A 13,108-nucleotide genomic window follows, 5' to 3' on the forward strand; every position below is an offset into this window, starting at 1 on the left:
GGACGAGAAGCGCACCCGCGGGTCCCGAGTCAGGTGCGGGACGGGAAACGGGCGGGGGACGAGAGCGGAAGGCGCGGGTTTGATCTCGCACGGGGGGACGCCGTGGGTGCGGGATGGGAAACGTGCCGGGGGCGCGTGCGGGAGGGGCGTTTTCGATCCCGCACGTGCGCACGCCCCGGGGCTAGAGGGGGATGGGGGTGCCGGCGCGGGACGCGGACTCCTGGGCGGCCTTCACGATCTCGACGGTGCGGATGCCGACACCCGCGTCGGGCTGAGGCTGACGGCCCGCGCGGACGGCCTGCACGAACTCCTCGAGCAGCAGGGCGTCGAGGTCGGCCCCGACCGGGGTCCAGGTCTCTCCGTGGGCATCGTGCCCGGCCACGCCCTTCGCGAAGGGGCTCACGGTCACGGTCCCGCGCTCTGCCACGACCTCGAGGGTGAGGCCGCCCCAGGTCGCCGAGCTCATCGGCCAGCTCCACGAGCAGTCGATCGTGGCGACCACGCCGCTCGGATACTGGATCGTCACGAGGCCCCCCGTCTCGACCGCGAGGTCGCGCTCCCCGTGCAGGATGCTGTTCGACACCGCGCGGACGGTCTGCGCGCGCTCTCCCAAGAGCTCGTCGAGGAGGTCGGCGCAGTGCACGACGTGGTCGACCAGGGCACCGCCGCCGGCGAGCTCGGGGTCGGTGAACCAGGCCCGGTCCTGCGGCAGCTTGCCGTTGTTGATGCCGGTGACGCCGAGGATCGCCCCGAGGCGTCCGCTGCGCAGCTCGGCGACCGCATCACGCACCGCGGGGGAGAAGCGCACCGGGTACGCCACCATGAGCAGCACGCCCGCCCGGTCGCAGGCGTCGCGCATCGCGATCGCGTCCTCGACGGTCGTCGCGAGCGGCTTCTCGCACAGCACGTGCACGCCGGCCGCGGCGGCCTGCTCGACGAGGGCGCGGTGACGGGAGTTCTCGGCGGCCACGACGACCGCGTCGGGGCCCCACGCGAAGGCGTCCTCGTAGGTCTCGACGTAGGCGACCCCGAGCTCCGCGGCCAGAGCGGCGCCGCGCGGAGCGTCGTCCGGGGCGGAGGCGCCGTCGGGGTCGGCGGCGATCAGCTCGACGTCGGGCATCTGCTGCAGCGCGTGCACGTAGCTGAGGGCGTGCGTGTGCGCGAAGGACAGCACGGCGATCCGCAGCGGGCGGGGAGCGGTCATCGGGTGGCCTCCTCGGCGACGGCGACGGCGGGGGACGAAGCGGGGAGGGCGACCGGGGCTCCGGAGGCGATCGAGGCGTAGGCGGCCTCGGCGACCGCGACCGCCCGGATGCCGTCCTCCGGGGTCACGGCGGCCTCGCGGCCCTCCGCGATGGCGGCCACGAAGTCGGCGATCTCCGCGTAATACGGGCTCTCCTCCGGTGACATCGGCGGCAGGTAGTCGGTCGCACCCTCGACGAGCACGGCGTCGGTGCGCAGCGTGTGGTCCTCGGCGCTGTCGTAGCGCAGGCGCCCCTCGGATCCGGCGACCTCGACGCTCGTGCGGAAGGGCATGCCGGGCTGCACCCAGCTCGCGTGCACGTGGCTGATGACCCCGTTGCGATGGGTCAGCACGACGTGCGCCGTGACGGGGGCCGGCACACGGTCGTCGACCGTCGGCGGGTTCTGCACGGCGTAGACGCTGTCGACCGGGCCGGCGAACCACAGCGCCTGATCGATGTCGTGGATCATGAGGTCGCGGATGACGCCGCCCCCGGCGCGCTCCGAGAAGAACCACGGGGCCTGGGGCGCGGCGCCGAGGCGACGGAAGCGCTGCACGGCAGGGGTGCCGATCTGCCCGGCGTCGATGCCGGCCTTGATCCGGGCGTACTCCCCCATGTAGCGCACGACGTGGGCGGGGAACAGCCGCACTCCCGCGGCGGCTGCGGCGGCGGTCACCTCGGCGGCGGCCTCCGCGGTCGCGGCGAGCGGCTTCTCGCAGATCACGTCGAGCTTGCGGGCGATCGCGCGCAGGGCGAAGTCGGCGTGGGTGCTGCTGGGGGTGACGATGTCGACGACGTCGACCTTCTCGAGGAGCGCGTCGACGTCGGCCACGACCTCGAAGCCGTACTCGGCGGCGATCTCCTCGGCGCCCTCCTTCGAGGTGACGAAGCCCTGCACGCCGAGCGCCCGCCAGGCGTCGGCGTGCACGCGGGAGATCCCGCCCGCGCCGATGAGTCCGACCTTCAACGTGCTCACTGCTTCTCCTCGGGGTCGTCGCCGGCCGCGGGGTCGTGCGGCAGGGGGGTGATCGGTGGGGCGGGCATGTCCTCGATGCCGTAGATGTCGCCCGGATGCCGCTGGAACGCGTGCACGACGGCGCCGTGGGCGGCGGCTTCCGCTCCCAGCCGTGCCTCCGCGACGGGCACCTGGAACGGCAGTCCGAGGTGGCCGGGCAGAGCGGCGCGCAGGGGGTCGAGCAGCTGTTCGTGCGCGGCCGAGAGTCCGCCGCCGATCACGACCATGGCGGGGTCGACCGTCATGATCAGGGTCGCGATCCCGTGGGCGAGTTCATCGATGAAGCCGTCGAGCTCCTGCTGGGCGGCCTGCTCTCCGGTGCGCGCCAGGGCGAACACCTCGGCGGCCGTCGGGGCGGTGCGCCACGAGATCTGCCCGGTCTCGGTGTTCAGGCCACGGAACGCCAGGCGACCGATGTCTCCCGCCGCGTTGTGGATGCCGCGTCGGGGACGGCCCCCGAGGATGAGGCCCATGGCGATGCGGTTGCCGACGGACAGGTAGATGACGTCGTCGACGAGCTGCGCGACGCCGAGGTGGTGCTCCGCGACGGCCGCGAGTCGCACGCCGTTGTCGACGGCCACGGGGCAGCCGAACGCCTGACGCAGCTGCGAGCCGATGTCGATGCCGGACCACTCCGGGATGACGACCGAGGTGGTGACCCGTCCGTCGTCGTCGACGATGCCGGGCAGGGAGACGCCGATCGCCCGCAGACCGGTCCGCGGCAGCGAGAGCGGGGCGAGAGTGCCGCGGACGTCGTCGATCACCGCGGCGAGCTTGGCCGGGCCGTCCGGCTGCTCCGCGACGCCGGGGAACGCCCGCTGGGCGATGACCACGCCCGCGAGATCCGCGACGACGACCCGCACGCTCGCGACCCCGATGTCCACGCCCACCACCACACCGGCCGTGGCGTGGAAGGAGTAGCGGCGGGCCGGGCGCCCCGCGCCGCCGCCGTTCTGCGCGGGAGCGTCGACGAGGAGTCCGGAGTCGGAGAGCACCGCCACGGCGTTCTCCACCGAGGTGCGAGAGACATCGAGCGAGCGGGAGAGGTCGCTGACGGTCGCCGGCCCCGCGTCCCGCAGCCGGAGTGCGGACCGCGCCACGATCGAGAGCGGACTGGTCGCGCCCATCGGGTCCCTCCTTCGTCTCCGCCGTTGGTGCGATCAAATTAGCACACCCGATTCTCAGATCGGGGATTGTTGTTCACGGCCGAGAAACACGGCCGAAACAAGCCTCTGAGAACTTGTGCTTGACGAATTATCCAAAGCCAATGTCATAATGAACCGTACTCAGCACGGTTTACGCAAAGGAGCACCATGCGCGTCAGCAAGATCACCGGCGTCGTCGCGGGAGTCGCGGCCGCCACCCTGTTGGCCGGATGTTCGGCCGGCGGAGGCAACACCGCAGAGGGCGAGCAGGACATCACGGTCTGGCTCTACCCCGTCATCGCCGACGAGGCGATGCACAAGGACTTCTGGGACTCGACCATCGAGGCGTTCGAGAAGGAGAACGAGAACGTCAACGTGAAGTACGAGATCTTCCCGTGGGCGAACCGCGACGAGGCCCTGCAGACGGCGATCGCCGCCGGCAAGGGACCGGACGTCGTCTACCTCATCCCCGACCAGCTCGCGGCGTACCAGAAGTCGATCGCGCCGCTGAACGACCTGCTCAGCGAGGAGCGCCAGGGCGACCTGCTCCCCAACGTCAAGGAGTCGGTCACGCTCGGCGGCGACATCCTCGGCGCCCCGATCCTCACCAGCGCGCAGCCCCTCATCTGCAACGCGGCCGCGTTCGAGGCCGCCGGCGTGACCGAGTACCCGGAGACCTGGGACGACATCGCCGAGATGGCCCCGGCCTTCGTCGACAAGGGCATGTACGCCCTCAACTACCCGGCGTCGGCCGAGAACACCCTCAACCTCACCTACTACCCGCTGCTCTGGCAGGCCGGCGGGGAGGTCTACACCGAGGACGGCGAGGTCGGCTTCGACAGCAAGGCCGGCGAAGAGGCGCTCACCTTCCTGACCGACCTGGCCGAGGAGGGCGCGCTCGACCCGGAGGCACTCACGACCAACGTCCCGCTGGAGCAGACCGCCATCGCCCAGGGCAAGGTCGCCTGCACCTGGAACAACGCCGTGACCGAGGTCGCGCCGTTCTGGGGCGAGGAGAACGTCAAGGTCCTCGCGCCGCTGACCGATGAGGAGTCCGTCGCCTACGGCACCGTCGGCTCGCTGTCCGTGCTCAAGGGCTCGAAGGCCCCCGAGGCCGCAGCCGCGTTCGCCGAGTTCGCGACCGGCGCCGACGTCGTCGAGCCGTACCTCAAGGCCGCCGGGTTCTTCTCGGCCCTCAGCACGACCGAGCCGCTGTACGCCGGCGACCCGCTCCTCGGCGAGGTCGAGAAGTACGTCCCCGACACCACGGTGGGCGAGCTCGACGCCAGCTCCCGTGCGCTCATGGGCGTGCTCTCGCCGGAGATCCAGGCCGCCCTGCTCGGCCAGAAGTCCCCGGCCGACGCCCTGAAGGACGCCGCGGCCGCCGCAGCCCCGCTGCTGCAGAAGTGACACCCCGGGGGCGTGCGGGTACCCGCCGCACGCCCCCTCTCTCCGCCCCCCACGTGAGGAATCGACAATGACGACGGCCACCACGGCGCCGAAGCCCGCAGGACGGGTCGCCCGGGTGCTCGCCCGACGGGAAGCGCGCGTCGCGTTCCTGTTCGTGCTCCCCGCCTTCCTGCTGTTCATCGCCTTCCGCTTCGGCCCGAGCATCGCGGGTGTGGCGCTGAGCTTCTTCGACTACGACATCTCCGGCGAGATCGCCTGGCGCGGCCTCGACCACTTCCAGCGCCTCGTCGCCGACCCGCTGTTCTGGCGGGCGCTGGGGACCACCCTCGTCTACACGGTCTTCGCGGTGCCGATCGCGCTCGTGCTGTCGACGATCATGGCCCTCGGCGTGAGACGGGCCTTCCGCGGGGCCCGGTTCTTCCGCTCGATCTTCTTCCTCCCCGTCATCACCTCGCTCGTGCTGGCCGGCTCGATCTTCGTCTGGATCTTCTCCGCGAACGGTCCGTGGTCCGCCCTGATGACCCCGCTCGGCCTCGGCGGCTCCTGGCTCGGCAGCACGGTGCTCGTGATCCCCGCGATCGTCGTCGTCGGCGTCTGGTCCCGGTTCGGCTACGGGATGATGATCCTCATCGCCGCCCTGCAGGACGTACCGCGCGAGCTGGAGGAGGCGGCGCTGGTCGACGGCGCGAACGCCTGGCAGCGCTTCCGGTGGATCATCCTCCCGCACCTGCGCCCGACGTTCTTCTTCCTCGCGGTGATCGAGACGACGGCCGCCTTCCAGGTCTTCGACGTCATCTACGTGATGACCCAGGGCGGCCCGGCGAACGCCAGCTACTCGCTCGTCTACATGCTCTACGACCAGGGCTTCCGCTACTTCGACTACGGCTACGCGGCCGCGGTGGGCGTGGCCCTGTTCATCATGACCCTCGTGGTCGCCCTCATCCAGCGCCTCGTGATCGGAAAGCAGAAATGACCGCCCTCCTGCAGCCGCCGACGCAGACGACGCCACCCGCGACGCGTCCCGCCGCGCGCAAGCGCCGCTCGTTCCGCGCGCTCGAGCCGACCGGCTGGGGCATCGCCGTCCGCTGGATCTGGCTAAGTCTCGCCGGCATCCTCAGCTTCTTCCCCTTCTATGCGATGGTCGTGCTGAGCCTGAAGCCGGGCATGGTCGTCGAGCTGCCCGGCTCGCTGATCCCCTGGAACGACATCTCCTTCGAGGCGTACGAGCAGGTGCTCGGCGGACAGAACATCCTCGTCTGGCTCTTCAACACGCTCGTCTACTCGCTCGTGTCGGTCGTGGCGGTGCTGTTCCTCTCCGCGCTCGCCGGATACGCCTTCGCCAAGAAGCGCTTCCGTGGCAAGGAGGTCATGTTCTGGTCGTTCCTGGCGATGGTCATGGTGCCGTTCCACGTGACGCTGATCCCGACGTTCATCCTCATGGCGAACCTGGGCGGCATCGACACCTACTGGGGCCTCATCCTGCCGACGCTCGCGAACGCGCAGGCCGTGTTTTTGATGCGCCAGTTCATCCAGGGCCTTCCCGACGAGCTGTTCGAGGCCGCCCGCATCGACGGCGCCGGCGAGTTCCGCATCTTCCTGCGGATCGTGCTGCCGCTGTGCAAGCCGATCCTCGCGACGCTCGGGATCTTCGTCTTCCTCTGGCACTGGAACGACTTCCTCTGGCCGCTCATCATCGCCAAGTCCAACTCGATGTTCACGCTCACCGTGGGCATCTCGTCGCTGCAGCAGCAGGATGTGCCGCTCAGCACCATGCTCGCCGGCTCCGTCGTGGCGCTGCTGCCGATCTTCCTCGCGTACCTCATCGCTCAGCGGTACGTGCAGGAGGGCGTCACCGGCACCGGGATCAAGGGCTGAGAAGAAGGGAACCGCACCACCATGACGCAGTACGCATTCGCCTCCGAGGCCGAGCTCGAGGAGGCGCTCGCCACCCCGAGCGAGGGGCTCGTGGCCGACCTCGCTCAGGGCTCCGGAGACCTCGTGATCCTCGGCGCCGGCGGCAAGATGGGCCCGACCCTGGCGATGCTCGCCCGGCGCGGCCTGGACGCCGCCGGCCGCACCGACGACGCGGTGTACGCGGTCTCCCGCTTCGGCGACGCCGCCATCCGCGAGCGCCTGGAGGCCGCGGGGGTGCGCGTCGTGCCGTTCGACCTCATCGAGAACGACGACCTCTCCGGTCTCCCCGATGCCCCGAACGTGGTGTTCATGGTGGGCGCGAAGTTCGGCGCCGCGACCAACGCCTCCTGGGCCTGGGAGGTCAACGCGGCTCTGCCCGACCGCATCGCCCGCCGCTACCGCGACAGCGCGATCGCGGTGCTCTCCACCGGGAACGTGTACCCGTTCGTCCCCGCCTCCTCCGGCGGCGCCGACGAGGAGACCACGCCCGCGCCGATCGGCGAGTACGCGCAGTCCTGCCTCGGACGGGAGCGCGTGTTCGAGTTCGGGGCGCAGGAGCGCGGCACCAAGGTCGCGATCATCCGCCTGAACTACGCCGTCGACCTCCGCTACGGGGTGCTCGCCGACATCGGCAGCGCCGTGCACGCGGGGGAGCCGGTTTCGGTCGCCACCGCCAACGTCAACGTGATCTGGCAGGGCTACGCGAACGAGGTCGTGCTGCGGAGCCTCGTGCACGCCTCCACCGACCCCTTCGTGATCAACCTCACGGGACCGGAGCTGCTCAGCGTCTCCTCGATCGCCCACCGTTTCGGCGCCCTGTTCGAGCGGGAGGTCGAGATCGTCGACGAGCCGATGCCGACCGCGCTGCTCAGCGACGCCCGGCGCTGCATGGCCCTGTTCGGCTACCCGTCCGTCTCCGCCGAGGAGCTCATCCGCATGCAGGCCGGCTGGATCCGCGACGGACTGCCGATGATCGCCAAGCCCACCAAGTGGGCCGTGCGGGACGGGAAGTTCTGATGACCGACGCCGCTGCGCACACGGCGACCGTGCCGTCGCTGCGCCCTGAGGCCGCTGCGACCCTGGCCCGCGGCGCCGTGATCCCGGCCCATCCGCTCGCCCTCACCGCAGAGCGCACGCTCGACGAGCGGCGGCAGCGGGCGCTCTCCCGCTACTACCTCGACGCCGGGGCCGGCGGCCTCGCCGTCGGCGTGCACACGACGCAGTTCGAGATCCGCGACCCGGAGCACGCGCTCTTCGAGCCGGTGCTCGCGCTGGCCGCGGAGGAGATGGACGCCCGCGGCGACGCGACCCTCGTGCGCATCGCCGGAGTGGCGGGCGACACCGCGCAAGCGGTCGCCGAGGCGGAGCTCGCCCGCTCCCTCGGCTACGACGCCGTGCTGGTGAGTCCCCGCGTCGCGGGTGCGGACGAGCGTGCCCTGCTCGACCGCGCCCGCGCCGTCGGCGAGGTGCTGCCGCTGGTCGGCTTCTATCTGCAGACCGCGATCGGCGGGCCCGTGCTCGACCGCGAGTTCTGGCGGGAGTTCGCCGCGATCCCGTCCGTCGTCGCCGTGAAGGCGGCGCCCTTCGACCGTTATCGCACGCTGGAGCTCGTGCGCGGCGTGGCCGCCTCGGGACGCGCCGACGAGATCGCGCTGTACACCGGCAACGACGACGCGATCGTCGCCGACCTGCTCTCCGAGTTCCATGTCGACTCCCCGTCCGGGCGGCGCACCCTCCGGTTCGTCGGCGGGCTGCTGGGCCAGTGGGCCGTCGGCACGCATGCGGCCGTCGCGCTGCTGGAGCGTGTGCACCGAGCCCTCGCGGGAGACGCGGAGGCCTACCGGGAGGTGGGACGCCGTGCCTCGGACATGGTGGACGTGAATCAGGCAGTTTTCGATCCGGGCAACGACTTCCACGGGGTCATCGCCGGGGTGCACGAGATGCTCCGCCAGCAGGGCCTCCTCGAAGGCATCTGGTGCCTCGACCCGGCCGAGGGCCTCTCCCCGGGGCAGGCGGAGGAGATCGCCCGTGTCCGGCAGGCGTACCCGGAGCTCAACGACGACGCGTTCATCGCCGAGAACCTCGAGGCCTGGCTGCGATGACCGCGGGGACGGGCGCACCGACCGTGGTCGCGGTCGTCTCCGCCGAGCTGTTCGCGGAGTTCTTCTCGACGGACGATGCGGCCCGCCTGGAGACCATCGCGGCGCGGCTCGGTGGGTCGTTCGTGCGGGTGGACCGCCTCGCGGAGGCAGTGCTCGACGAGGCGCGCGTCGTGGTGACGAGCTGGGGCGTGGGTCCTTTCGACGACACCGTGCTCGCCACCCTCCCGAAGCTCGAGCTCATCGCGCACACCGGCGCCACGATCAAGCCCTTCGCCACCGACGCGCTGTTCGACCGTGGCGTGCGGGTGACGCAGGCCGGGGCGGGGATGGCCCGGTCGGTGGCGGAGGTGTCGCTGACGTTCACGCTCGCCCTGCTGCACCGGGTGCCGGAGATGCATGACGCCCTGCGCGTCGGCGACGGCTGGTGGGACGCGGAGGCCGTCGGGGTGCAGCACGAGATCCTCGGGGCGCCCATCGCGGTCATCGGCGCCTCCCGGACCGGGCGGGCGTACCTCGAGCTGATCCGGGCGCTCGGCGCGCAGCCGCTGCTCGTCGACCCCACGCTCGACGCGGCCGAGGCGTCGTCCCTCGGGGCGGAGCTCGTGGGGCTCGACGCCGCGCTTCGCCGCGCGCAGATCGTCGCGGTGCACGCCCCGACGTTGCCGGAGACGCACCACCTGATCGGTGCGCGCGAACTCGCCCTGATGCCGGATGGCGCGGGCCTGGTGAACACGGCGCGCTCGTGGCTGGTCGACGAGGCCGCCCTGCTCGCCGAACTCCAGCGCGGTCGGTTGAGCGCCGCGATCGACGTGTTCGACGAGGAGCCGTTGCCCGTGGAGAGTCCCTTCCGCTCGGCCCCGCGGGTGCTGCTCACCCCGCACCGCGCGGCCGGGACCAGGGAGGGGCGGCTGCGACAGGGGCGGATCGTGGCGGACGAGCTCGACGCCTTCGCCGCGGGGCAGCCCCTCGGACACGCCGTCCACCGCGACCAGCTCTCCTCGATGGCATGAGCGCCGTGCTCGTGCGGTCGGCGCGCGCGGAGGATCAGTCCGCCCTCGCTGCACTGTGGGCGGCCGCCTTCACGCCGCCCCTCGCGCCGGACCAGTGGCTGGTGGACGACGAGCGGCTGGATCACACGATCGTCGCCGCCGACGACGACGGCCTGTGCGGGTCGATCTACGGGTTGCCGAAGCGCCTGCGGGAGTCGGACGGCGGCGTGGCGCAGGTGCACGCGATCGGCAGCGTCGCGGTCGCCGAGCGGGCTCGCGGTCGGGGACTGGCCCGCCGGCTCGTGGCGGCCACCCTGGACGCGGCCGGTGACGCCGACTGGGCCCTGCTGTTCACCGGGACTCCCGAGGTGTACCGGTCGAGCGGCTTCGCGACCATCTCGATGCCCCGCACGATGGCCGGGCCGTGGACGGCGTCGGCGACGGCCGCAGAGCACGCCTCGGTCCGCCGTGAGTCCGTGGGACTCGGTGTCCTCGGCCCGGTGCGCGAGGTCTACGAGCGCTCCCGCACCGGTGCGGTCGTGCTCGCTCCGGTGCGCAGCGACCGCGACTGGACGATGGCGGAGGTGCGGCTACGGGGCGCGACGCTGTACCGGTTCGCCGAGGCGGAGACGACGGTCGGCTACGCGGTGGCGGAGGTGCGCGACGGCGTCGGGCTGCTGCACGAGAGCGCGACCGATCCCACCCTGGCCGATCCTGCCGCGGTGCGTCGCACCCTGCTGGACGCCGTGGCCGCGGACTGGGCCGCGGCGGGCGTCCGCACCTGCGAGCTGGCCGTCCCCGCGCTCGCCGCGGACGAACGCGCCGTCCGCGCGTTCGCTCCGGCGGCCGTGCGGCAGGACGACCGCACCGGGATGATCCGGCCGCTGCGCCGCGAGGCCCGGGTGGACGGCATCCGCCACTTCACGGCGGGCGACTACTTCTGAGCATCCGCTCGGAGAGCGCTGGGGATCGGGGACTGATCGGTGACCGCGATCCGGCCGAGGGCCGGACGCCTGACCGCGGCGAGGACGCCGCAAGGAGGATGAGCATGACCCAGCTGGACACCACCACGGAGACCGCCGCGCTGCGCAGTCGACGCATGCTGCTCGCCGGTTTCGGCGCCGCCGCCCTCGGCGGGGTCGCGGCGATCGGCACCCCTGCCGTCGCCCAGGCCGCAGGGCCCACCGTGCCGCAGGAGTCGTCGGGCTCCAAGAGCGTCGCGCACGGAGGCGTCGCCACCGCTCTCGCGACGCGCAAGGGCAAGGACGGCGACCTCGTGCGCACGAGCGGCTACGCCGCCCCGGGCGACGGCGGCGACGGGCTCTACCGGTTCGTGAAGAAGGACGCCCCCGCGGCCAACGGCGGCACGGTGCTCGCGGGGCCGAAGGGCGGCGCCTGGGTGCTCGTGCACGACGGCACGGTCGACTTCCGGAAGTTCGGCATCATGGACGCCTCCGCGCCCGCCGACGACGCGCTCGACACGATGGTGGGCGACGCCCGCGTGCGGCGCGTGGAGGCGCACACCGACCTCAACTTCGTCCGTCGTCATAAGTTCTCCCGGTCGAACATCGCCTTCGACTTCGGGCACCACCTGATGACGACCGAGGGTATCGAGAACGCCGGGAAGGACGACCCCTTCGCGGCCGTCATGTTCTTCCGCGGCGAGGTGACCGACGCAGTGCAGGAGGCGAAGCTCGGGGAGGACGTGCCCGACCTTGCCGACATCTTCCCCGTCGCCGACTCCTCGTTCTTCGCGGTCGGGGAGTGGTACGCCGCCGAGGTCAACGCGCTGTCTGGTCGCTGGGAGCGCGAGCTGCAGCGGCTGGTGCAGGTGACCCAGATCGTCGACGGTCGGCACATCCGCGTGAACTACAAGAACGGCTGGCCGCTCGGCAAGGACCGCACGATGACGTGGCGGCATGTGAAGCCGGTGCAGGACGTGACGGTGTCGAACCTCAAGTTCCTCGGCAAGGGGACGGACGAGTACACCGGGTCGCACCCGCTGGCCTTCGAGTACGCGGTGCGCTGCGACGTGGACCACATTGACGGCACGGCGACCTTCTGGCCGCTGATCCAGCGCCGGTGGAACACGTACTTCACCACGGAGAGCTGCACGCTGAAGAACCCGACCTCCGTCACGTGGGGTGGCGCCGGCTACCTGACGCAGCAGATCTACTGCCTGTACGGGTACGTCGCCAACTGCCACACCGCCAACGCCCGGCACCTCAACGACTTCACCGCCAGCGCCTACTGCCTCGTGGAGAACTGCCACGGCGACGGCGACGACCAGGGACCCTTCGTCACGCACGGCCAGTACGAGCACGACCTCACCTACACGGGCAACTCCGGACTCATGACGTTCGCGAACTCCGGCGCCGCGTGGGGATCGGCGGCCAAGCGCATCACCGTCCGCAAGCACGTGTGCTCGTGGTTCGTCGCGCGGGTGCGCATCACCGACCTGACGCTCGAGGACGTACAGGTGATCGGCAAGCCCTCGCTCTCGGGCTCCGGGATGCTGTGGATCAACGCGGACGGTGCGCAGCTGCGGGGCTGCACCGCGTCGGACACGCTCGTCATCACCCAGGCCTCCGACAACTCCGCACGCCCGACCGTGATCGCCGACTCGCACTTCACGTTCGTCGCTCCCGGCGAGCTCACCAATGCGACGGTGAAGACGCCGGTGACCTTCGTCGACACGGTGCTCGACCGCGTCGGCGGCATGAAGATCAACGGGCCGGGTGCGGTCACCTTCCGCGGCTCGACCCTCACCGCGGCGGACGATGCCGCCCCCATCGCCTCGGCGACGGCGAAGCTGCGCGTCGAAGGCTCCACGCTCCGGAACGCCCGCATCGCGGCGGCATCGAAGGACCGTCAGGTCGTCGAGATCGCGGGTTCCGAGGTCTCGGCGAAGGGTGGGACGACGGTGTCGCGGTCGGGCGCGGGCGAGCTGCACCTGACGCTCGCCGACAGCACGTTCCGGGCGGAGGGGGCGACCACGCACGTCGCCGTGACGAGCGGCGCGACCCACTACCGCGCGGTCGGCAACCGGTTCGAGGGCGGCGCCCTGGAGCTCCGCGACGACGCCTTCGGGGCCGGCTCGACGCTGCTGCACACCGGCAACGTCGAAGCCGGTGTCACCCGGTCGGCGTTCCCCGCCGAGGGCGACCGCGTCGTCGACACCGCCAACCTCGTCGTCGGCTGATCCCCGGGCACGACTTCGGAGCTGCGGCGCGACCCGCCGCCTCCCCGGCCCCGCCTACGGCGTGTCGTCGGGGATCTCCGAAGTCGT

11 protein-coding genes are annotated in these 13,108 nt (G+C 71.6%); 8 read left to right on the forward strand and 3 right to left on the reverse strand.

The features are described 5' to 3' along the window. Positions 1–181: 181 nt before the first annotated feature. The 3 genes from M4D53_RS02790 to M4D53_RS02800 are packed head-to-tail and all read right to left on the reverse strand — an operon-like array spanning position 182 to position 3,386. A complete protein-coding gene (locus M4D53_RS02790) occupies positions 182–1,204 on the reverse strand; it encodes a Gfo/Idh/MocA family protein (RefSeq protein WP_187662925.1) in 1,023 nt (340 codons plus the stop codon). Beyond that, the gene (locus M4D53_RS02795) at positions 1,201–2,220 is read right to left on the reverse strand and encodes a Gfo/Idh/MocA family protein (protein ID WP_259951764.1); all 1,020 of its coding nucleotides are present in this window, start codon (positions 2,218–2,220) and stop codon (positions 1,201–1,203) included. Before M4D53_RS02795 ends, M4D53_RS02790 begins: the two co-directional genes overlap by 4 nt. Then, positions 2,217–3,386 carry an ROK family transcriptional regulator gene (locus tag M4D53_RS02800; protein ID WP_259951765.1) on the reverse strand — a complete coding sequence of 390 codons (1,170 nt, stop codon included), beginning with the start codon at positions 3,384–3,386 and terminating at the stop codon, positions 2,217–2,219. The genes M4D53_RS02795 and M4D53_RS02800 overlap by 4 nt, the downstream gene beginning before the upstream one ends. Positions 3,387–3,572: 186 nt before the next feature. Between M4D53_RS02800 and M4D53_RS02805 the strand changes: the two genes are divergently transcribed. The 8 genes from M4D53_RS02805 (at position 3,573) to M4D53_RS02840 (ending at position 13,021) form a co-directional block, all read left to right on the forward strand. Continuing rightward, the gene (locus tag M4D53_RS02805; RefSeq protein WP_259951766.1) at positions 3,573–4,814 is read left to right on the forward strand and encodes an ABC transporter substrate-binding protein; all 1,242 of its coding nucleotides are present in this window, start codon (positions 3,573–3,575) and stop codon (positions 4,812–4,814) included. 67 nt (positions 4,815–4,881) lie between these two features. Then, positions 4,882–5,787: a carbohydrate ABC transporter permease gene (locus M4D53_RS02810; protein ID WP_187662929.1), complete on the forward strand. Its 906-nt coding sequence runs from the start codon at positions 4,882–4,884 to the stop codon at positions 5,785–5,787. Beyond that, positions 5,784–6,689 carry a carbohydrate ABC transporter permease gene (locus M4D53_RS02815; RefSeq protein ID WP_187662930.1) on the forward strand — a complete coding sequence of 302 codons (906 nt, stop codon included), beginning with the start codon at positions 5,784–5,786 and terminating at the stop codon, positions 6,687–6,689. The genes M4D53_RS02810 and M4D53_RS02815 overlap by 4 nt, the downstream gene beginning before the upstream one ends. Before the next feature lie 21 nt (positions 6,690–6,710). Next, positions 6,711–7,745, forward strand: coding sequence for an NAD-dependent epimerase/dehydratase family protein (locus tag M4D53_RS02820; protein WP_259951767.1), 1,035 nt, complete (start codon positions 6,711–6,713; stop codon positions 7,743–7,745). Further along, positions 7,745–8,830, forward strand: a complete 1,086-nt coding sequence (locus M4D53_RS02825) for a dihydrodipicolinate synthase family protein (protein ID WP_187662932.1) — start codon at positions 7,745–7,747, stop codon at positions 8,828–8,830. The genes M4D53_RS02820 and M4D53_RS02825 overlap by 1 nt, the downstream gene beginning before the upstream one ends. Continuing rightward, on the forward strand, positions 8,827–9,840 hold the full coding sequence (locus M4D53_RS02830) for a hydroxyacid dehydrogenase (RefSeq protein WP_259951768.1): 1,014 nt from the start codon (positions 8,827–8,829) through the stop codon (positions 9,838–9,840). Before M4D53_RS02825 ends, M4D53_RS02830 begins: the two co-directional genes overlap by 4 nt. Continuing rightward, positions 9,837–10,763: a GNAT family N-acetyltransferase gene (locus M4D53_RS02835; RefSeq protein ID WP_259951769.1), complete on the forward strand. Its 927-nt coding sequence runs from the start codon at positions 9,837–9,839 to the stop codon at positions 10,761–10,763. The genes M4D53_RS02830 and M4D53_RS02835 overlap by 4 nt, the downstream gene beginning before the upstream one ends. A 104-nt stretch (positions 10,764–10,867) precedes the next feature. Beyond that, entirely contained in the window at positions 10,868–13,021 is a 2,154-nt protein-coding gene (locus M4D53_RS02840; protein ID WP_259951770.1) for a peptidase C14, read from the forward strand. Positions 13,022–13,108: the final 87 nt, after the last annotated feature.

This window comes from Microbacterium meiriae (assembly GCF_025143875.1).
Lineage (GTDB): Bacteria > Actinomycetota > Actinomycetes > Actinomycetales > Microbacteriaceae > Microbacterium > Microbacterium meiriae.